Origin of the sequence: Tepidamorphus sp. 3E244 (genome assembly GCF_046159835.1) — a bacterium.
Taxonomy (GTDB): Bacteria; Pseudomonadota; Alphaproteobacteria; order Rhizobiales; family Tepidamorphaceae; genus JACKJK01.
Map to the genome: position 1 here is coordinate 490571 of NZ_JBJXCY010000001.1, position 19701 is coordinate 510271.

Here is a 19701-nt window from a genome sequence, read left to right on the forward strand (position 1 = left end):
TGCCCGAACGCCTACTGGCCTCGACGCCCGCGGGCAAGCGATTTGGCGGCAGAAAGGGGAGGCAAGATGTCTTTTCGCGCACCGGTTTCCGACATTTCCCACACGCTGAATGCCATTGCTGGTCTCGGCGAGCTGATCGACAGCGGCGCCTATGAAGACCTGAGCGCCGACCTCGGCGAAGCCGTGCTGGAAGAGGCGGGCCGCTTCGCAACCGACGTGATCGCCCCGCTGAACCGCTCCGGCGACATCGAGGGCGCGAGCCTCTCCGGTGATGCGGTGACGCTGCCGGACGGCTGGAGGGATGCCTACCAGCGCTGGGTGGAAGGGGGCTGGGGCGCGCTGCCCGGACCGGCCGACCATGGCGGTCAGGGCCTGCCGGTCTCGCTCGCCGTTGCCGTGCAGGACATGTGGAACGCAGCCTCCATGGCCTTCGGCATCGGCACGGTGCTGACGGCGGGTGCCGTGGAAGCCGTCACCGAACACGGCTCGGACGAGTTGCAGTCGCTCTACTTGCCGAAGCTCGTCTCGGGCGAGTGGACCGGCACGATGAACCTGACCGAGCCGCAGGCCGGCACCGACCTCGCCCTGCTGCGCGCCAGGGCCGTGCCGAACGGCGACGGCACCTACGCCATCACCGGCACCAAGATCTACATCACCTATGGCGAGCACGACCTGACGGACAACATCGTCCACCTCGTGCTGGCGCGCCTGCCCGACGCGCCGGAAGGCACGCGCGGCATTTCACTGTTCCTCGTTCCGAAGTTCATTCCGGCCGAGGACGGGACCCCGGGCGAGCGCAACGACGTGCGCTGCATCGGGCTGGAGCACAAGCTTGGCATTCACGGCTCCGCCACCTGCACCATGGCCTTCGGCGAGAATGGCGGCGCGACCGGCTGGCTGCTGGGCGAGGAAAATCGCGGCCTCAATTGCATGTTCACGATGATGAACAACGCCCGCCTTCACGTCGGCATTCAGGGCGTGGCGATTGCCGAGCGCGCCTACCAGCAGGCGCTGGCCTACGCGCAGGAGCGCCGGCAGGGCCGCAAGCCCGGCATGGGAACGCTGGAAACCGTCGCGATCATTGAGCACCCGGACGTGCAGCGAAACCTGATGACCATGCGCGGGCTGACCCATGCCGCGCGCGCCATCTGCTATCTCACGGCCAATGCAATCGACCGGTCCAAGTCCGGCGGGGATGACGCTGCGCGCAAGGCGGCGCTCGAACGCGCGAACCTGCTCACCCCCGTCGCCAAGGCCTTCTCCACCGATATCGGGACCGAGGTCGCGTCCATCGGCGTTCAGGTCCACGGCGGCATGGGCTACATCGAGGAAACCGGCGCGGCACAGCACCTGCGCGATGCCCGCATCGCCCAGATCTACGAGGGCACCAACGGCGTGCAGGCCATCGACCTCGTGACCCGCAAGATCACCCAGTCCGGCGGGGCTGCGGTGGAAGCCTTCATGGACGAACTCGACGAGCTGGCCGATGCGGTGCGCGCATCCAATTCGCCGGACCTGGGCGCGACAGCCGAACGGCTGGGCGACAGCATCGCGCACTTGCGCGAGGCGACGCGCTGGTTGCTCGAGACGCTGCCGCAAGACCCGGATGCAGCCCTTGCGGGCGCAACGCCCTATCTGGAACTGTTCGGCCTGGCAGCAGGCGGAACGCACATGGCAGCCGGCGCATTGCGCGCCAACGGCTCGTCCGAAGCCCATGCGGCGACCGCGCGCTTCTTTGCCGAGAACCTCATGCCCGCGACCGCCGGGCTGCTGACATCCATCACCGGCGGGGCCGCCTCGCTGAAATCCGCAAAGGCTGCATTGCTCGCCTGACGATCAAGATACTGACCGAACAAAGTCCTCGAACAGAAAGACGTTTCAGCCTTGTCCACCCTTTACCTGTCCCATCCTTGCGGCCTCGAACACCTCGTGCCGGAAGGCCATCCCGAACGCCCCGACCGCCTGCGCGCCATCGAGCGCGCGATGGAGGCCGAGGTCTTCCAGCCGCTGCTGCGCGAACAGGCGCCCATGGGCGAGTTCGACGCCATCGCCGAGGCCCACCCGCAGGAATATATCCGCGCGTTGGAACAGGCCGCCCCCAGTGAGGGCATGGTGCGGATCGATGCCGACACCGCCATGAGCCCCGGCACGTGGGAAGCGGTGATGCGTGCGGTGGGTGCCGCGACCTACGCCGTCGACGAGGTGATGACCGGCAAGGTGGACAACGCCTTCTGCGCCATGCGCCCGCCCGGCCATCACGCCGAGGAAGCCCGTGCCATGGGCTTCTGCCTGTTCAACAGCGCGGCGATCGCAGCCCTCCACGCCCGCGACAAGCACGGCGCGGAGCGCGTTGCTGTGATCGATTTCGACGTCCACCACGGCAACGGCACGCAGGACATCTTCTGGAACCGCCCGGAGATGTTCTACGCCTCCACCCACCAGATGCCGCTGTTCCCCGGCACGGGTGCTGCCAACGAAACTGGCTGCGGCAACATCTGCAATGCGCCGCTTCAGCCCGGCGACGATGGCGTCGCCTTCAAGGACGCGATGGAGGTGCGCATCCTGCCCGCGCTGAAGAAGCACAAGCCGGACCTCATCATCATCTCCGCCGGTTTCGATGCCCATGAGCGCGACCCGCTCGCCAACATCAACCTGACGGAAGAGGATTTCGCCTGGGTAACCCGCAAGCTGATGGACTACGCCGACGAACAGTGCGAAGGCCGGGTGGTGTCGGTGCTCGAGGGCGGGTATGACCTCATGGGCCTGTCGCTGTCGGTCGCCGCGCACGTGCGCGCGCTGATGGGCAGCTAGAGCGGCAACGGGACGGGAGACTGCACGCATGGCGCAGGAACAAGGCGAGACCCCCGCGGACGTCTCCGCGATGAGCTTCGAGGATGCGCTCAAGGAGCTTGAGCGCATCGTCGGCGAACTCGAAAAGGGGCAGGTTCCGCTGGAGAAATCCATCCGCATCTACGAGCGCGGCGAAGCGCTGCGCCGTCATTGCGACAAGCTGCTCAAGCAGGCCGAGGCGAAGATCGAGAAGATCACGGTCGGTGCTGACGGGCAGGCGAAGGGCACCGAGCCGCTCGACGTCGAGTAGGCTCGTTCTATGGCAAGCGCGCCGTAACCGTGCGCCAGGGAACTTCCTCCAATGGGTAACGCGCGTTCGTTGCGCACTTCGGGCGAGCAGCCCATCGATCCGGGCATCCGCCGCCATCGCGGCCCCGTCGCGCGCCGCCGGGTGGTCTATTGCTGCGGCTACGACCCGCGTCCGCCCGAGGGCGCGGTCTACGGCCTGCTGGAACGCGAGGCCGAACGCTACTGCAAGGAGCGCCCACTCTCCTTCGAGCTGTCGCCGTTGGTGCATGCCGCGGACGGCGAAACGTCGAGCTGGACGCTGACGCTGGAAGGCGAACTCAACGGGGAAGCCTGGCGCACGCAGGCCGACTACATCCAGCTGCGCTGGGACGATATCGTCGCGGAAGATTTCGCGCGCTGGTTTCCTGAACGCGCGGCGCGCAGCTTCGCGACCTTCTTCGACTACCTGTTCAGCGGCGCGATGCTGGCGATGGCGCGCACGTTCCACCGCACGCTGATCCTTTGGCTCTACCCGGTCTTCGCCATCGCCGGGATCATCCTGCTGGCAGGCTTCGGCGCGTGGTCGGCATGGGAGCTGCTGCCTCTCTCCGCGCCGCTGCGCATTGTGGCGGCACTCGCCTGCTTCCTCGCGGTAATCGCGGGCGGGGCGTGGTTCACGCGGTTCACCTTCATCCAGCATCTGGCCGACCTGTGGACCTTCTGCCGTGACTTCGCGGTCGGAAAGCGCCCGGACATGGAGGCGCGCTGCGAGGCCTTTGCCGGTTACGTGCTGGATGCCGTGCGCAAGGACGATGTCGACGAGACGCTGCTGATCGGCCACAGCTACGGCACGATGATGATCGTGGAGGCGACGGCGCGCGCTCTCAAGCGCGACGCGGAGGCGTTCCGCAAGGGTGCGCCGATCACGCTCATCACGCTCGGTTCCTGCCTCAACACATCGACGCTTCACCCGGCTGCCGAAGCCCGGCGCGAAGCGGTGCGCATAATTGCCGAGAACCGCGACCTGCTGTGGATCGAGATTCAGGGCCGGCAGGACATGATCAACTATTTCGAGGACGACCCCGGCGTTGCGGCGGGCCTTGCCGATGACGATGCCCGCGCCAACCCTGTGGTGCGCTGGCTCTCGCTGCGCGACACGCTGGCCGCCGACACCTATGCGCGCTTCTCGATGAACTACTTCCGGATGCACTTCCAGACGATCTTTGCCAACGACCAGCCGCACCCGTGGGACTATTTCCTCACCGTCGCCGGGCCGGACCCGGTGGCCGAGCGCGTAAAGCGGAATTTCTGGGAATATCGCTGGGAGGAAACCGACATTTTCATGCGGCAATCGGTTCCATTGGTCTTGGCCTTCCCAGATTTGCCGGAAACACCATCTAGAGAGAGGAAACGCGGCAAGCGGAAGGATGCTTCGGCAACCTGAATTCGCCCGTTCCGCGCATACTTCACAAGGTGAAGCGAGCCTGTCAGGGTGCAGGCTCCCGCCAGTACAGGACAGCCGTATAAACGTGACCGCGTCATCGAAAACCCCGCTGCTCGATCAGGTTCAGACACCTCAGGACCTGCGCAAGCTGGATGAGTCGCAGCTGCCGCAGCTGGCGGAGGAACTTCGCCAGGAAACAATCGACGCGGTGTCGGTGACCGGCGGCCATCTGGGCGCGGGGCTCGGCGTTGTCGAGCTGACGGTTGCGCTGCACTACCTGTTCGACACGCCCGACGACAAGGTGATCTGGGACGTTGGCCACCAGTGCTATCCGCACAAGATTCTGACAGGCCGTCGTGACCGTATCCGCACGTTGCGCCAGCCAGGCGGCCTGTCGGGTTTCACCAAGCGCGCCGAGAGCGAATACGACCCGTTCGGCGCGGCGCATTCCTCGACCTCGATTTCCGCGGGCCTCGGCTTTGCGGTGGCGCGTGACCTGGCCGGCCGTGACAACCACGTCGTCGCCGTGATCGGCGATGGCGCGATGTCGGCAGGCATGGCCTACGAGGCGATGAACAATGCCGGCGCGCGCCACGAGCGCCTGATCGTCATCCTCAACGACAACGACATGTCGATTGCACCGCCGGTCGGTGCCATGAGCGCGTATCTCGCGCGGCTCGTCTCCGGGCGCACCTACCTGACGCTTCGCGACGCCGCCAAGCAATTGACCGCGCGCCTGCCCAAGACCTGGGACCGCGCGATTACCCGCGCGGTCGAGCATGCCCGCACCTACTTCACCGGGGGCACGCTGTTCGAGGAGATGGGCTTTTACTATGTCGGCCCCATCGACGGGCACAATCTCGACCACCTTCTGCCCATCCTGAAGAACGTGAAGGCCTGCAACGACGGGCCGATCCTCGTTCACGTCGTGACCGAGAAGGGCAAGGGATACGCGCCGGCGGAGAAGTCCGCCGACAAGTATCACGGCGTTGCCAAGTTCAATGTCGTCACGGGCGAGCAGGCCAAGAACCGCCCGAATGCCCCGGCCTACACCAAGGTCTTCGCCCAGCAACTCGTCCAGCAGGCGGAGAAGGACGACAGGATCGTCGCGGTCACGGCGGCCATGCCGTCCGGCACCGGGCTGGATATCTTCGGCGACAAGTTCCCCGACCGTACTTTCGATGTCGGCATCGCCGAGCAGCACGCGGTGACCTTTGCCGCAGGGCTTTCGTGCGAGGGCTACAAGCCCTTCGCCGCGATCTACTCGACCTTCCTGCAGCGCGGTTACGACCAGGTCGTGCATGACGTGGCGATTCAGAAGCTGCCCGTGCGGTTTGCCATCGACCGCGCCGGTCTCGTCGGTGCGGATGGTCCCACGCACGCAGGCGCTTACGACATTGCCTACCTGAGCTGCCTGCCGGATTTCGTCATCATGGCTCCGTCGGACGAGGCGGAACTTGCGCGCATGGTTTCCACCAGCGTTGCCATTGACGATCGCCCCAGTGCCTTCCGCTATCCGCGCGGCGAGGGCGTGGGCGTTGAAATTCCCGTCGATCCGCAGCCGCTGGAAGTCGGTCGTGGCCGCATCCTTCGCGAGGGCACCTCGGTCGCCATTCTCTCACTCGGCACGCGTCTGGCCGCGGCCATGGAAGCCGCCGACGAACTGGCCGGCTACGGGTTGTCGGCAACCGTGGCGGATGCCCGCTTCGCCAAGCCGCTCGACAACGACCTCATCCTGCGGCTCGCCCGCGAGCACGAAGTGCTGGTGACGGTCGAGGAGGGTGCGTCCGGCGGCTTTGCCTCCAGCGTCATGGAATTGCTGGCCAGGGAAGGCGTGTTCGATTCCGGTCTTCGGTTCCGCCCGCTGTGCCTGCCGGACAGCTTCATCGACCACGGCTCGCCCGCAGCCATGGTGGCAGAGGCCGGTCTGGATGCGACGGGCATCGTCACCACCGTGCTCGGCGCATTGGGCCGCACCGACGCCGCGAGCGCCAACCGCACGGCTTGACGCACATCGCCCGACACGTGGTGGTGGGCGCTTTTCTGCGCAATGGCAGATTCTTCGGCTTCCTTAAAAGTCGATGAATTGATTTAGCGTGGCCTTCCAATCTGGCTGCCATGGTCGTCCTCATGAACAACCCTCATGAGGACAAGTCGGCCATGCTCGCGCCGCTGAAATCCACCCTGCAGAATTTTTGCCGCCGCTTCCGCATGGACCAGCGCGGCAACGTCGCGATCATGACCGGGCTGCTGTCATTGCCGGCATTCGCCATCGGCGGCGCGGCAATCGATTTCTCCCGCGCCATCGCGACCAAGGCGGAACTCTCGACAGCGCTTGATTCCGCGCTGCTGTCGCTTGCCCGCTCGCCTGCCGGCCCGGATGACGTGGCCAAGGCCTACGTCAAGAACTATGTCGGCGACGTGCTGGTCAGCAATGGCAAGGTGCTGGACTGGAAGATCGCCGACTTTCACCAGACGGTCTCCACCGTCGATGCGACGCTGAGCGCAACCATCGAGACGGCGGTTCTCGGCATCGTCAAGATGACCGAAATGACAGTGACGGTGACGAGCGAAGTGACCCGCGAAAACAAGAAGGTCGAGGTCGCACTCGTGCTCGACAACACCGGCTCCATGGGGTCGGGCGGAAAGATACAGGCCCTTCGCGAAGCCACCCACGACCTTCTCGACATCCTGTTTGCCGGCAAGAACTCCGAAGAGATGGTCAAGGTCGGAATGGTCCCCTTCGTCACGTCGGTGAACATCAAGGCGGACGGCTTCAAGACGGCCTGGATCGACAAGAACGGAGAAGCGCAGAGCAACGGCATCAACTTCGATCCGCACACTGGCCCCACCAATCATTTCGCGCTCTACGCGACCATGAAGGGCGTGGAGTGGAAGGGCTGCGTGGAAGCACGTGCCGAGCCTTACGACACCAGCGACACCACGCCTCATCCGGGCAAGAAGGATACCCTGTGGGTGCCCTATCTGTGGCCGGACGAGCCGGACTACGGCTGGGGCTATTCGAACAACTACTTGCCGGACGGCGTCTGGGGCACGTCCGAGTATCGCCAGAGCCATACCCACAAGTACACCGGGTCTCGCCCGTCCATAGACGAAACCGCACCCAACACTCGCGGCCCGAACAAGTCTTGCCCGCAGCCGTTGCGCCCGCTGACAAACAATGTCGAGGTGCTGCGCGCCGACACAAACCTGATGACCTCCTGGGGTTCATCCGGCACGAATATCGCGCTCGGTCTCGCCTGGGGCTGGCGGGTTCTGTCGCCGGAAGCACCGTTCACCGAAGGTGTCGAGTATGACGATGAAGAAGTCGAGAAGGCGCTGATATTGCTGACCGACGGTGAAAACGTCGTCGTCAGCCAGAACACCCACAACAAGTCCGACTACAACGGATACGGCTATATGTCAGTGGGAAATCTGGGAACGACCAGCACTTGGTCGGCCGTGCAGAAGGTCAATGCCAAGGTCGAAAAGCTCTGCGCATCCATCAAGGCAAAGGGCGTCCGCATCTACACGATCACGTTCCAGCTGAACGACAATACGCTACAGGACATCTTCCGGGCCTGCGCGACCACACCGAACCTTTATTTCGACAGCCCCAGCAACGAAGAACTCAAGCTGGCCTTCCGCACCATCGCGGTCGACCTGTCCAACTTGCGCCTTTCCAAATAGCCAACGCGCCTCACAACTTGCTATAGCCCGCCTTCGGACCTTGAGGGCGGGCTTTTTCATGGGCGAGCGCGAACGCTATCTCAGGCTGGACGAGGCGCTTGTCGCGGCGGGCCTGTCGCCGTCCCGTTCGCGGGCGCGCGACCAGGTGCTGCGCGGCTGCGTCAGCGTCGATGGCCGGGTCGAGACGAAGCCGTCACGCAAGGTGCCGGCGGATGCGAAGCTGGCGTTGGAAGACGACGCGTCATCCTATGTCTCGCGCTCCGCGCTGAAGCTCATCGCCGGGCTGGAAGCGGCGGCGTTCGACGTCACCGGTGTACGGGCGCTCGATGTCGGCGCGTCCACCGGCGGCTTCACGCAGGTGCTGCTGGAGCGTGCCGCAAGCAACGTGCTCGCGCTCGACGTTGGCCGGGACCAACTGGTGGCCGAGCTTCGCGATGATCCGCGCGTCGGCGTCATGGAGGGCATCAACGCCCGCGATCTGGAACCCGGCGACCTGCCCTGGCCGCCTGATTTTGTTGCCGTGGACGTGTCGTTCATCTCGCTGACGCTGATCCTGCCAGCGGTGCTGGCACTGGCGGGACCCGGCGCGCGCGGCGTCTTCCTGTTCAAGCCGCAATTCGAGGTCGGGCGTGACGGGATCGGCAAGGGCGGCATCGTGCGCGCCGATGCCGACGTGGATGCCGCTTTTGATGCTGTGTGCCGCGCGATCGTCGAAGCCGGCTGGCGTGTTGTCGCCACCTGCGATGCACCGATTGCCGGCGGTGATGGAAACCGCGAGCGGCTCATCGCCGCAGCTGCCTCGACCTCGCATCCCGCCTGACCTATCGTTTCAGGACGGTGGGGCGATGGGTACTTGAGACGGAGCGCGCAATCGATGACCGAGACCCGTGAAGACGGCCGGCGCGGCAAGCGCCGCGTATCGCTTGCCCGCGCAGTGATGCGCGGTGCCTATGCGGCGCGCCAGGCAACGCGCGTTGGCTGGTACACGAGCCAGCGCCTGCTGACGGCACGCGCGGTCGAGTCCGGCGACGACGATGCCGATCCGGGTGAGGAGACCAAGCGCGCCGAAACCCCGCTGCCGAGCGAGCCGACCGGCGGACAGATGGCGCGCGGCGCGCGTTCGCTGATGCCGGGGCTGCGCGCCCTGTTCGAACGCGATCTCGCCAATGCCGAGGCTGGCTTATACCCAATGCCGCGCGATGCTGATGGCGGGTTCACACAACTGATCGCGCAGACCCGCGCGCTGTTCCGCGACCTTCCCGATGCCAACCGCCGACGCAAGGCGAAGGACGGGCAGGAGGTCTGGCGCAAGGCGCAGGAAACCGGCGAGGGTGCCGGCCTGCCGCGCTACTACCTGCAGAATTTCCATTATCAGACGGACGGTTACCTGACGGACCATTCCGCCCGCCTTTACGACGCGCAGGTGGAATCGCTGTTTGCCGGAACCGGCAATGCCATGCGTCGGCAGGCGCTGGTGCCGATTGCCCACCACGTCGCAGACCGCGACCAGCGCGAGATCGCGCTTGCCGACATCGCCTGCGGAACCGGCCGCTTCCTGCGCACGATCCGCGAAGCCTATCCGCGCATGAAGCTGACGGGCATCGACCTGTCGGAGGCGTACCTGCGCGAGGCGCGTCGCCATCTCGAGCGGCGCTATCCGGTGCGCCTCGCCATGGGCAATGCCGAGCAGATCCCGCTGCCCGACGCGAGCCAGGACATCGTCACCTCGGTCTACCTGTTCCACGAACTGCCGCAGAAGGTGCGCCGCATCGCGGGCGCGGAGTTCGCCCGCATCCTCAAGCCCGGCGGCATTCTCGTCTTCATGGATTCGCTTCAGATCGGCGACACGCACGGTTACGACCGCATCCTGGAGAGCTTCCCCGGTCGCTTCCACGAGCCCTACTACGACAACTACATCCGCGACGATCTCGACGCGATCTTCGCTGAAGGTGGGCTGGAGCCGGTGCGGCACGTGCCCGCCTTCCTGTCGAAGGTCTCGGTCTATCGCAAGCCGGACGAGGCCTGATCAGAGCTTCAGTTCGGCTTCCGCCGGCACGTAGTCCAGCCCCTGCGCGTCTGCGACGGCCTTGTAGGTCACGTGGCCCTTGTGGACGTTCAGCCCGGCGCGCAAGTGCGGGTCGAGGCCGAGCGCGCGGCGGTAGCCGTGATTGGCAATCGCCAGCGTGAAGGGAAGGGTGACGTTGTTCAGCGCGAAGGTGGAGGTGCGCGCAACGGCGCCCGGCATGTTCGTCACGCAGTAATGCACCACGTCGTCGACGATGTAGGTCGGGTCGGAATGCGAGGTCGGCTTGCTGGTCTCCGACGAGCCGCCCTGGTCGATGGCGACATCGACGATGCAGGCGCCCGACTTCATGTCGCGCACCATGTCGGCGGTCAGCAGCTTCGGCGTTTCCGCACCCGGAACCAGCACGGTGGAGATGACGGCGTCCGCCCCTGTCACCAGCCGGTAGATTGCATCGCGCGTGGAAAACACCGTGCGGATGGCGGTGCCGAATGTCGTCACCGCGCGGCGCAGCACGTCGGCAGAGCGGTCGACGATGGTCACCGTCGCGCCCATGCCGAGCGCGATGAGGGCTGCGTTGGTGCCCGCCATGCCGCCGCCGAGAATGACCACATCGCCCGCCGGCACACCCGGCACGCCACCGAGCAGCACGCCGCGCCCGCCGATTTCCTTCTCGAGGCAGCGTGCCGCGACCTGCGTCGCCATGCGGCCTGCGACTTCCGACATGGGCGAGAGCAGCGGCAGCGAGCCATTGGGAGCGGTCACGGTTTCATAGGCGATGCAGATCGCGCCGGACTCGATCAGGTCCTGCGTCTGCTCCTCGTCGGGGGCGAGATGCAGGTAGGTGAAGAGGATCTGGTCGGGGTTCAGCTTCTTGCGCTCGAAGTCGAGCGGCTCCTTCACCTTCACCACCATCTCGGCCTGCGACCAGATCTCGTCGGCGGAGTTGACGATCCGCGCCCCGGCGGCCTGGTAGTCGGCATCCGTCTGCCCGCAACCGGTGCCGGCTTCCGTCTCGATGATGACCTCGTGCCCGTTGTGGACGAGTTCTGCGACGCTCGAAGGCACGAGGCCGACCCGGTATTCGTGGTTCTTGGTTTCCTTCGGCACGCCGACAAGCATCTGGAATTCTCCTCTGGTGGCCCATTCGGGCTTGGTGTGGCTCCACCATGACAAATGGCGCACGAAATCTGTTTGCAAACTCGCGCGCGTGGATCACGATATTCGCAGGCAATTGCGTGCAAGGGGGCAAAGCGGATGAAACTTGCGCAAGTCCGTCTCGACACGGTGGATCGTGCGATTCTTCTCGCGCTTCAGAAGGATGGCCGCATCAGCAATTCCGACCTCGCCGAGCGTGTCGGCCTGTCCCAGTCCGCCTGCCTGCGACGGGTGCGCGCCTTGGAGGAAAAGGGACTGATCGGCGGTTACGCCGCGATCCTCGACCAGCGTGCCTGCGGCCTGCCCGGAACGGCTTTCGTGCACATCTCGCTGGAGCAGCAGGGCAGGGCGGCGCTCGATGCCTTCGAGCGCGCTGTCGCCCGCGTGCCGGAAATCCTCGAATGCCACTTGCTGGCCGGACAGTCGGATTTCCTCGTCCGTGTCGTCTACCGCGATGCGGACGACCTTGAACGCATCCACACCGAAACGCTGACCCAGCTTCCCGGCGTCACCCGCGTCCAGTCGACGCTGACCCTGCGCACCGTGAAGAAGACCACCGCGCTGCCGATCTGAGGCTTCAGATGATGTCGGTGGCGGTGATGTCGATGCCGTAGCCCGACAGGCCGACATAGTGTCGCTCGCGGCTGGTGATGAGCCGGATCGTGCTGACGCCGAGATCGTTGAGGATCTGCGCGCCAAGCCCGATCTCGCGCCACTGGTCGGAGCGCAGCGAGGCAGACCCGTGGTCTTCCTCGCCAACCGGCGGGCGCGGGCGGTCGGAGCTGCGCGACACGCCGACAGAGCCTTCCCGCAGGTAGATCACGACGCCGCGTCCGCCTTCGGCGATGCGCTCGACGATGCGGCGCAGGTCGGAGCCTTCGAAGACGTCTTCCACCACGGATTCAAGGTGCAGGCGCACTGGCACGTCATTGCCGTCGCGGATATCGCCATAGACGATGGCGAGGTGCTGCATCGGGTCCCACGGCGTGGCGTAGGTGATAGCGGTTGCGGGCCCGGCGAAGGTTTCCACCTTGCTTTCCGCGACCCGCTCCACCAGCCGCTCGGTGCGCTGGCGATAGGCAATGAGGTCGGCGACCGAGAGCAGCTTCAGCCCGTGTTCCTCGGCAAAGGCGAAGACGTCCGGACCCTTCTTCACGGTGCCGTCGTCGTTGACCAGTTCGCAGATGACGCCGACCGGCGGCAGGCCCGCCAGCGTGCACAGGTCGACGGCGGCCTCCGTATGGCCGGAACGCATCAGCACGCCGCCTTCCTTGGCGACCAGCGGGAAGATGTGGCCCGGGCGCACGAAGTCCTCCGCGCCGCAATTGCCGTTGGCGAGTGCGCGGGCGGTCGCCGTGCGGTCTTCCGCCGAGATGCCGGTGGTCGTGCCATGGCGGTAGTCGATGGTGACGGTGAATGCGGTGCCGTGCGGGGAATCGTTGTCGGCCACCATCGCATCCAGCTTCAGGCGCTTGGCGTCGGCCCGCGTCATGGGCGTGCACACGATGCCGCAGGTATGGCGGATGATGAACGCCATCTTCTCCGGCGTGCAAAGGCTCGCGGAAATGACGAGATCGCCTTCGTTCTCACGGTCATCGTCATCGGTCACGACGACGATTTCCCCGGCCTCGAAGGCGCGGATGGCTTCGGCTACGCGCGTCTGGTCGCTGGTCATGGAATGCTTTCTTCTACACCCGGCCCGTCTGGCCACGGTGACGCAGATAGTGGTCGGCCAGCACGATGGCCAGCATCGCCTCGCCGACAGGAACCGCGCGGATACCGACACAGGGGTCGTGGCGGCCCTTGGTCACAACGTCCGTCTCTTCGCCAGAGGACGTGACGGACTTGCGCGGCGTCAGGATGGACGAAGTCGGCTTCACCGCGAAGCGCGCGACGATCGGCTGTCCGCTCGAAATGCCGCCGAGGATGCCGCCGGCATGGTTCGACAGGAAATGCGGGCGACCTTCATTGCTGGCACGCATCTCGTCGGCGTTTTCTTCGCCCGTTAGTTCGGCCGATGCGAAGCCCGCGCCGATCTCAACGCCCTTCACCGCGTTGATGGACATCATTGCCGAGGCGATATCCTGGTCGAGCTTGCCGTAGACCGGCGCGCCGAGACCTTCGGGCACGCCTTCGGCCACCACCTCGATCACCGCGCCGATGGAAGAACCCGCCTTGCGGATGCCGTCGAGATAGTCGGCCCAGAGTTCCGCCGCCCTGGCGTCCGGGCAGAAGAACGGGTTGTTGGAAACCTCGTCCCAGTTCCAGTTGTCGCGGTTAATCTTGTGCGGGCCCATCTGCACCAGCGCGGCGCGCACCTTGACGCCCGGCACCACCTTGCGGGCGATGGCGCCAGCCGCCACGCGGGCGGCCGTTTCGCGCGCGGAAGACCGGCCCCCGCCGCGATAGTCGCGCACGCCGTACTTGGCGTCGTAGGTCATGTCGGCATGACCGGGGCGGTAGCTGTCGCGAATCCCGGAATAGTCCTTGGAGCGCTGGTCCGTGTTGCGGATCAGCAGCCCGATGGGCGTGCCGGTGGTGACCTGTCCGTTGGTGCGCTCGTCCTCGAACACGCCGGAGAGGATTTCCACCTCGTCGGCCTCGCGCCGCTGCGTGGTGAAGCGCGACTGGCCGGGCTTGCGCCGGTCGAGATCGGCCTGAATTTCGTCCACGCTCAGCGCAATGCCGGGCGGGCACCCGTCGATCACGCAGCCGAGCGCGGCCCCGTGGCTTTCGCCGAACGTCGTGATGCGGAACAGATGGCCGAACGAATTGTGGGACATGGAACTCTTGCTGCGCCCTTGAGGGATGGCCGGTTCTAGGTGAGGGCAGGGCGCGCGTCAAACATGCCGCGCTGCGCTATTCCGGCAAGGGCAGGGTGAGGTCCGGGGCAGGAGACGCGACTTGCGTCGTGGTGCTCTGGAAACCGGGCTGCTGCATGGTGATGATCGACTTGGAGACGAACCCGGTTTCCTTGTTCACCCAGTACTTCGCGTGGGTGTGCACCTCGGTCGGTTCGCTCATATGGGTGTCGGCCTCCAGCGTCTCGTGGGCGACGCCATCGAGCGTTTCCTCGCCGCACACGGCGTTCTCCACCGTCTGCGCCTGCGCCTCGACCGACGCGATATTCTTCTCGCGGGTGTCCTGCTTGTCGAAGGAATGCAGCGCGACCCACGACCCACCTTCGTCGGTGGACTGGTACATGGTGCCGTCATGGGTCAGGTACCACGGCCCGCCGGCAGGCTCCGTCGGCTTGTAGAGGTAGTGGTCCCAGGCCGATTGCGCGAACTCGCTGTGCGTCTTGCCCTGTCCCTCGGTCACGACCTCCATCTTCGAGACGGTCGGTTCGCGGAACTCGGTCCATTCCACCATCAGCCGGGCGACCTTCCCGGCGCACTCCTCGGCCATGGCAGGGGTTGCGAGGAAGGCGGTCACGAAGGCAGCAGCTATGGCAGGTCTGAACATCGTAATTGCTCCTCGCGAGAGATTGGCGCAGACCTGATTGAACAGGCAAGCGAGCCGGACTGCAATGTTGCCCGCAGCTTGTGGCAAAATGGCGCTTTGGCGATTGGCCGCTTTTCAAGCCGTGGCGATGGCCATATCTTGCGCTCCGCAATGAACCCGATCCGCAACAGACGGCTCGCCCTTTGGGCGGCATTGGCCTTCCTGCTGGCAGCGCTCGTCAACGCGCAGGGCTTCCGGCTGGGTGCTGCGGCATCGCAGGGCGACCGCGCGGATTTCCAGACACTGGCCGAACTTTGCCTCGGGTTCTCGCCTGACGGCGCGCCGATCCAGCTGTCGCGCGGCCATTGCGACTTCTGCAACCTGATCGCGTCGCCGGGCCTCGCCAGTGCACCCGAAGCCACGCATTGTGTGCCGACCGATTTCTTGTCGGTCGCCTACGTGGCGACAAGCCAGATCGCGGTGCGCCCGGCAGCCTTTCCCGGCGCGCGGGTTCGCGCGCCGCCTGTCCTCTCAGCCTGACATTTGCGCTGCCGGATGACCGGCGGCTTTGACGAAATTCAGACTGAAAGGACGATGCCATGACGCGCATCATGTCTTGCCGCATGAGCGGCATCCGCACGCTTGCCCTGACCTTCGCTTTCACTTTCATCGCGCTCGCCGCCAGCCTGCCGTTGGTCTCGGCGCACGAATACAAGCTCGGTGATTTGCACATCGACCACCCCTGGGCGCGCGCCACGCCGGGTGCCGCCAAGGTCGGCGGCGGCTATCTCACCGTCACCAACAACGGCACCGAGGCCGACCGGCTCGTTTCCGGCAGCGCGACATTTGCCGACAAGGTCGAGTTTCACGAGATGAAGACCGATGGTGGCACCATGGTCATGCGCCCGGTCGAGGGCGGCATCGAGGTGCCTGCCGGCGAGACGGTCGAGCTCAAGCCCGGCGGCCTGCACGTCATGTTCATGGGGCTGAGCGAGCAGCTTGTCGAAGGAGAGAAGCGCAAGGTGACGCTGACCTTCGAGAAGGCCGGCGATGTCGAGGTGGAATTCTCCGTCGACAAGATCGGCGCGAAGGAGCCGGGCGGCATGGAGCATGACCATGGGAAGATGGGATACGGCACCATGAACCACGACGCCGAGGGCCACGAGTCCATGGACCATTCCGGCCACGGCAAGTCGAACTGAAGACCAGAGAAAATTCGGGCGGTGGGTGTCAGACCCACCGTCCCTCGCCGCCTTCGATGACGTAGATCCGGTCCTGCGTCGGCGGCCCGTTGAACAGGCTCGGGTGGTCGCCTTCCAGCATCGCACGGAAGATCCGGATTACACCCCCGTGACACACGGCGACCGTCGGCTGCGTCAGGCTTTCAAGCCAGTCGGTCACGCGCTCCGCCAGCATCACGTAGCTTTCGCCGTTCGGCGGCACGAAGCCCCAGCGGTCGGCCTTGCGGGCGCGGTGCGCCGGGCGGTTCTTCGCCTTCAGCTCGTCCATCGTCCAGCCTTCGAGATCACCGAAGGTCGCTTCCGCGATGCGCGGCTCCAGCGAATAGGCCTGCGGATCAAGGCCCATGGCCTCGCGCACGATGCGCATGGTCTCCTGCGTGCGGCCCAGCGGACTGGAGACGAAGTCCCAGCCGCTCTCGTCGGGCAGATGCGTGCGCAGCGTCTCGCCGTTGCGGCGCGCCTGCGCGCGGCCGGTCTCGTTCAGCGGGATGTCGCGCTGGCCCTGCAACCGGCCTTCGGCATTCCAGTCGGTCTGGCCGTGGCGGATCGCGATCAGCGGAACCCGGATTTCGGGTACGCGAAAGGGTGGCGCGGCGCGGGGTCCGTCGTCGCGCATCAGACCTTGAGAACCAGCTTGCCGAAATTGCCACTCGTGTAGAGGAGGTTCAGCACGTCGGGGAAGGCGTCGATGCCGCCTTCGCGCACGTCTTCGCGGATCTTCAGCTTGCCCGCGCCGTGCCATTCGCCGAGCTGCTTGGCGGCTTGCGGATATTGCGAGATGAAGTCGAAGACGATGAAGCCGCGCACGTTGAGCCGGTTCACCAGGATGGAACGGTAATTGTACGGCCCCGGCACCGGCTCGGTCGCGTTGTAGGCGGAGATCATCCCGCAGATGGCGACGCGCCCTCGAAAGTTCATCAGCGACAGGCAGGTGTCGTGGATCTCGCCGCCGACATTTTCAAACAGCACGTCGATGCCGTCCGGGCAGGCGGCGGACAATTGCCCGCGCAGGTCGTCGGCCTTGTAGTCGACGCAGGCGTCGAAGCCGAGTTCATCGGTGACGTAGGCGCACTTCTCCGCGCCGCCCGCGATCCCGACCGCGCGGCATCCCTTGATCCTGGCGATCTGCCCGACGATGGAGCCGACCGCGCCGGACGCCGCTGACACGACGACCGTCTCGCCCTCGTTGGGCACCGCGATCTCGGTGAGACCGAAATAGGCGGTCATGCCGGGCATCCCCAGTCCGCCGATCCAGCGTTCGGGCGGGGCCTTGGAGGTATCGACCTTGATGACGCCGGACCCGTCGGACACGGCGTATTCCTGCACGCCGAAGAGACCGGTCACCGTGTCGCCATCGGCGAATTTCGAATTGCGGGACGCTTCCACCGTCCCCACCGCGATGGCGCGCATCACCTCGCCGATGCCAACCGGCGGCACGTAAGACTTGGCGTCGTTCACCCAGCCGCGCATGGCCGGGTCGAGCGAGATGTGGGAGATGCGGACGCGGAATTCGCCGTCGCCGGGTTCGGGCAGCTCTTCGCTGGCAATCTCGAAGTTGTCGCGCTGGAGCATGCCCGTCGGGCGCGACGATAGCCGGGCGGTCCTGTTGGTCTCAGCCACGCAGCCGCCCTCCGGTCAAACGGTTGAAATGTCTGGCGCGTCGACCGCCTTCATGCCGACGACGTGATAGCCGCTGTCGACATGGTGGACTTCGCCGGTCACGCCACGGCTCAGGTCGCTGAGCAGATAGAGCGCGGATGAGCCAACCTCGTCGATCGTCACGGTGCGCTTCAGCGCCGAGTTGTACTCGTTCCATTTCAGGATGTAGCGGAAGTCGCCGATGCCGGACGCCGCCAGTGTCTTGATCGGCCCGGCGGAGATCGCGTTGACGCGGATGCCGTTGCCGCCGAGGTCCACGGCGAGGTAGCGCACGCTTGCCTCAAGCGCTGCTTTGGCAACACCCATGACGTTGTAGTGGGGCATGACCTTCTCGGCGCCGTAATAGGTCAGGGTCAGCAAGCTGCCGCCCTCGTTCATCAGCTTTTCCGCGCGCTGCGCGATGGCCGTGAAGGAGAAGCAGGAAATCAGCAGCGACTTGGAGAAGTTGTCAGCCGTCGTATCGACGTAGCGCCCGGTCAGCTGGTCCTTGTCGGAGAACGCGATGGCATGGACGAGAAAGTCGAACTTGCCCCACTGCTTCTCGACTTCGGCGAAGACCGCGTCCATGGAGGAGTCGTCGGTAACGTCGCAATGACCGACGACGATGCCGCCAAGTTCCTCGGCCAGCGGTTCGACGCGCTTCTTCAGCGCATCGCCCTGGTAGGTGAAGGCCAGCTCGGCGCCCGCATCGGCGCAGGCCTTGGCAATCCCGTAGGCGATGGAGCGGTTGTTCGCCACGCCCATGATCAGGCCACGCTTGCCCCGCATCAATCCGGCAGTGGAGTTGGAACTGTCTGTCATGTCGGAGGCTTTCGTCGAACGCGAGGCTGATGGAAAGCCAGTCATATACAAGCCCGCTGCCAGCCTCAAGACTTGGGCCGGGACATGACACCCCTGCGTCTGCGCCTCAGGCCTTGGCCCGGCGCTGCTCCATCAGGGCTTCCAGTTCGGCATCGTTTTCGGGAAGCTGGATGTTCAGCACGACGAGAAGGTCGCCGTTCCCACCGGCCTTTTTCGGCAGGCCCTTGCCCTTCAGGCGCAGCACCTTGCCGCCATTCGTGCCCTTGGGAACGGTGAGATTGGCCTGCCCGGTAAGCGTCTTGATGCGCACCTTGCCGCCCAGGACGGCATCGGCCAGCGGCACGGACTGTTCCAGCCGCAGGTCATCGCCGTCGACCTTCAAGTGCGGGTGGTTCTTGAGCCGAATCGTCAGTCGCACGTCGCCGCGCTGCCCGGTGAGGGGGTCGGGCGCGCCTTGGCCCTTCAGCCGCAATTCGCTGCCCGTGCGCGATCCTGCGGGGATCGTCACGTCGAGCGTGCGTCCGTCGGGCAGCATGACACGGACCTTGCCGCCGCCTGCCAGCTCTTCCAGCGTGACCGGAGCGTCGGCTTTCAGTTCCGGTGCGCTCGGGGCAGCGGACGGGTCGGCGGAAAAGCCGCCGCCCATGCCTCCACCCATGCCGCCGGGGCCGGGCCTGCGCCCGCCGGCAAATGCGCCGAGGATGTCGCCGAACAGGTCGTGGGCATCGAACTCCGCGCTGCCACCCGGGCCGGAGCGGAACGCGAAGCCGCGCTGCGAGCGTCCACCGCCGCCGCCGGCCTGTCGCGGATCGAAGCCTGCAAATTTGGGGTTGCCGTCGGCATCGATCTCGCCACGGTCGAACTGCGCGCGCTTTTCGGTGTCGGACAGCATCTCGTAGGCGGTGTTCACCTCCGAGAAGCGCTCCTGCGCCTTCGGGTCGTCCTTGTTCGCGTCGGGATGGAACTTCTTCGCAAGCTTGCGGAACGCCGACTTCACGTCAGCGGTGCTTGCGGACTTGGACACGCCCAGAACGGTATATGGATCGCGCGTTGCCATGATGCGCTATTCGTCGCCACCTGTTTGCAAAATCAATGAGTGAGGCGCGCGCGGCGGATGCCGGCGCACGTCTTTGGGTCATATGTCGGTATTGCCTGCGAAAAAT

General features: G+C 65.5%; 19 protein-coding genes. 11 read left to right on the top strand and 8 right to left on the bottom strand.

All coding sequences use genetic code 11. The features are described from left to right. Positions 1-66 precede the first annotated feature (66 nt). From ACKTEK_RS02325 to ACKTEK_RS02360, 8 genes are all read left to right on the top strand, one after another. Complete coding sequence (locus ACKTEK_RS02325; protein WP_409163625.1) at positions 67-1833, top strand: acyl-CoA dehydrogenase; 1767 nt, start codon at positions 67-69, stop codon at positions 1831-1833. A gap of 51 nt (positions 1834-1884) precedes the next feature. Continuing rightward, positions 1885-2811, top strand: coding sequence for a histone deacetylase family protein (locus ACKTEK_RS02330; protein ID WP_409163626.1), 927 nt, complete (start codon positions 1885-1887; stop codon positions 2809-2811). Positions 2812-2839: 28 nt separating this feature from the next. Next, the gene (locus tag ACKTEK_RS02335; protein ID WP_409163627.1) at positions 2840-3100 is read left to right on the top strand and encodes an exodeoxyribonuclease VII small subunit; all 261 of its coding nucleotides are present in this window, start codon (positions 2840-2842) and stop codon (positions 3098-3100) included. Between the two features lie 51 nt (positions 3101-3151). Then, complete coding sequence (locus ACKTEK_RS02340) at positions 3152-4522, top strand: hypothetical protein (RefSeq protein ID WP_409163628.1); 1371 nt, start codon at positions 3152-3154, stop codon at positions 4520-4522. 85 nt (positions 4523-4607) lie between these two features. Beyond that, positions 4608-6530, top strand: coding sequence for a 1-deoxy-D-xylulose-5-phosphate synthase (gene dxs / locus ACKTEK_RS02345; RefSeq protein WP_409163629.1), 1923 nt, complete (start codon positions 4608-4610; stop codon positions 6528-6530). A 122-nt stretch (positions 6531-6652) separates the two neighbouring features. Further along, a complete protein-coding gene (locus ACKTEK_RS02350) occupies positions 6653-8212 on the top strand; it encodes a pilus assembly protein TadG-related protein (RefSeq protein ID WP_409163630.1) in 1560 nt (519 codons plus the stop codon). A gap of 58 nt (positions 8213-8270) precedes the next feature. Continuing rightward, on the top strand, positions 8271-9032 hold the full coding sequence (locus tag ACKTEK_RS02355) for a TlyA family RNA methyltransferase (protein ID WP_409163631.1): 762 nt from the start codon (positions 8271-8273) through the stop codon (positions 9030-9032). Positions 9033-9086: 54 nt separating this feature from the next. Next, the gene (locus ACKTEK_RS02360) at positions 9087-10238 is read left to right on the top strand and encodes a class I SAM-dependent methyltransferase (protein ID WP_409163632.1); all 1152 of its coding nucleotides are present in this window, start codon (positions 9087-9089) and stop codon (positions 10236-10238) included. Here ACKTEK_RS02360 and ald read toward each other — a convergent pair whose 3' ends face one another. Next, positions 10239-11357 carry an alanine dehydrogenase gene (ald, locus tag ACKTEK_RS02365; protein ID WP_409163633.1) on the bottom strand — a complete coding sequence of 373 codons (1119 nt, stop codon included), beginning with the start codon at positions 11355-11357 and terminating at the stop codon, positions 10239-10241. It lies immediately after the preceding gene. Positions 11358-11492: 135 nt separating this feature from the next. Between ald and ACKTEK_RS02370 the strand changes: the two genes are divergently transcribed. Continuing rightward, positions 11493-11966: an Lrp/AsnC family transcriptional regulator gene (locus ACKTEK_RS02370; protein WP_409163634.1), complete on the top strand. Its 474-nt coding sequence runs from the start codon at positions 11493-11495 to the stop codon at positions 11964-11966. 4 nt (positions 11967-11970) lie between these two features. On the opposite strand, the gene ribB is transcribed toward ACKTEK_RS02370, so the two are convergent. The 3 genes from ribB to ACKTEK_RS02385 form a co-directional block, all read right to left on the bottom strand. Further along, the gene (gene ribB, locus ACKTEK_RS02375) at positions 11971-13068 is read right to left on the bottom strand and encodes a 3,4-dihydroxy-2-butanone-4-phosphate synthase (protein WP_409163635.1); all 1098 of its coding nucleotides are present in this window, start codon (positions 13066-13068) and stop codon (positions 11971-11973) included. Between the two features lie 13 nt (positions 13069-13081). Then, positions 13082-14176, bottom strand: coding sequence for a chorismate synthase (aroC, locus tag ACKTEK_RS02380; RefSeq protein WP_409163636.1), 1095 nt, complete (start codon positions 14174-14176; stop codon positions 13082-13084). Between the two features lie 76 nt (positions 14177-14252). Continuing rightward, complete coding sequence (locus ACKTEK_RS02385; protein ID WP_409163637.1) at positions 14253-14858, bottom strand: hypothetical protein; 606 nt, start codon at positions 14856-14858, stop codon at positions 14253-14255. A gap of 138 nt (positions 14859-14996) precedes the next feature. Between ACKTEK_RS02385 and ACKTEK_RS02390 the strand changes: the two genes are divergently transcribed. Continuing rightward, positions 14997-15377, top strand: coding sequence for a hypothetical protein (locus tag ACKTEK_RS02390; RefSeq protein WP_409163638.1), 381 nt, complete (start codon positions 14997-14999; stop codon positions 15375-15377). Positions 15378-15436: 59 nt separating this feature from the next. Next, positions 15437-16039 carry a copper chaperone PCu(A)C gene (locus ACKTEK_RS02395; RefSeq protein ID WP_409163639.1) on the top strand — a complete coding sequence of 201 codons (603 nt, stop codon included), beginning with the start codon at positions 15437-15439 and terminating at the stop codon, positions 16037-16039. A 28-nt stretch (positions 16040-16067) separates the two neighbouring features. Here ACKTEK_RS02395 and ACKTEK_RS02400 read toward each other — a convergent pair whose 3' ends face one another. From ACKTEK_RS02400 to ACKTEK_RS02415, 4 genes are all read right to left on the bottom strand, one after another. After that, complete coding sequence (locus tag ACKTEK_RS02400; protein ID WP_409163640.1) at positions 16068-16694, bottom strand: histidine phosphatase family protein; 627 nt, start codon at positions 16692-16694, stop codon at positions 16068-16070. Continuing rightward, positions 16694-17698 (bottom strand): NADP-dependent oxidoreductase, encoded by a 1005-nt coding sequence (locus ACKTEK_RS02405; protein WP_409163641.1) that lies wholly within the window; start codon positions 17696-17698, stop codon positions 16694-16696. The genes ACKTEK_RS02400 and ACKTEK_RS02405 overlap by 1 nt, the downstream gene beginning before the upstream one ends. A gap of 15 nt (positions 17699-17713) precedes the next feature. Then, complete coding sequence (gene fabI / locus ACKTEK_RS02410; RefSeq protein ID WP_409163642.1) at positions 17714-18538, bottom strand: enoyl-ACP reductase FabI; 825 nt, start codon at positions 18536-18538, stop codon at positions 17714-17716. A 106-nt stretch (positions 18539-18644) separates the two neighbouring features. Further along, the gene (locus tag ACKTEK_RS02415; protein WP_409163643.1) at positions 18645-19595 is read right to left on the bottom strand and encodes a DnaJ C-terminal domain-containing protein; all 951 of its coding nucleotides are present in this window, start codon (positions 19593-19595) and stop codon (positions 18645-18647) included. Positions 19596-19701 lie beyond the last annotated feature (106 nt).

Excerpts from the sequence above, each read along its gene's own strand:
- ACKTEK_RS02400 (WP_409163640.1), bottom strand. The coding sequence starts at position 16,694 with ATGCGCGACGACGGACCCCGCGCCGCGCCACCCTTTCGCGTACCCGAA.
- ribB (WP_409163635.1), bottom strand. The coding sequence starts at position 13,068 with ATGACCAGCGACCAGACGCGCGTAGCCGAAGCCATCCGCGCCTTCGAG.
- ACKTEK_RS02335 (WP_409163627.1), top strand. The coding sequence starts at position 2,840 with ATGGCGCAGGAACAAGGCGAGACCCCCGCGGACGTCTCCGCGATGAGC.
- ACKTEK_RS02385 (WP_409163637.1), bottom strand. The coding sequence starts at position 14,858 with ATGTTCAGACCTGCCATAGCTGCTGCCTTCGTGACCGCCTTCCTCGCA.
- ACKTEK_RS02350 (WP_409163630.1), top strand. The coding sequence starts at position 6,653 with ATGAACAACCCTCATGAGGACAAGTCGGCCATGCTCGCGCCGCTGAAA.
- ACKTEK_RS02360 (WP_409163632.1), top strand. The coding sequence starts at position 9,087 with ATGACCGAGACCCGTGAAGACGGCCGGCGCGGCAAGCGCCGCGTATCG.
- ACKTEK_RS02355 (WP_409163631.1), top strand. The coding sequence starts at position 8,271 with ATGGGCGAGCGCGAACGCTATCTCAGGCTGGACGAGGCGCTTGTCGCG.
- fabI (WP_409163642.1), bottom strand. The coding sequence starts at position 18,538 with ATGACAGACAGTTCCAACTCCACTGCCGGATTGATGCGGGGCAAGCGT.
- ACKTEK_RS02395 (WP_409163639.1), top strand. The coding sequence starts at position 15,437 with ATGACGCGCATCATGTCTTGCCGCATGAGCGGCATCCGCACGCTTGCC.
- ACKTEK_RS02370 (WP_409163634.1), top strand. The coding sequence starts at position 11,493 with ATGAAACTTGCGCAAGTCCGTCTCGACACGGTGGATCGTGCGATTCTT.
- ald (WP_409163633.1), bottom strand. The coding sequence starts at position 11,357 with ATGCTTGTCGGCGTGCCGAAGGAAACCAAGAACCACGAATACCGGGTC.
- aroC (WP_409163636.1), bottom strand. The coding sequence starts at position 14,176 with ATGTCCCACAATTCGTTCGGCCATCTGTTCCGCATCACGACGTTCGGC.
- ACKTEK_RS02325 (WP_409163625.1), top strand. The coding sequence starts at position 67 with ATGTCTTTTCGCGCACCGGTTTCCGACATTTCCCACACGCTGAATGCC.
- ACKTEK_RS02415 (WP_409163643.1), bottom strand. The coding sequence starts at position 19,595 with ATGGCAACGCGCGATCCATATACCGTTCTGGGCGTGTCCAAGTCCGCA.
- ACKTEK_RS02340 (WP_409163628.1), top strand. The coding sequence starts at position 3,152 with ATGGGTAACGCGCGTTCGTTGCGCACTTCGGGCGAGCAGCCCATCGAT.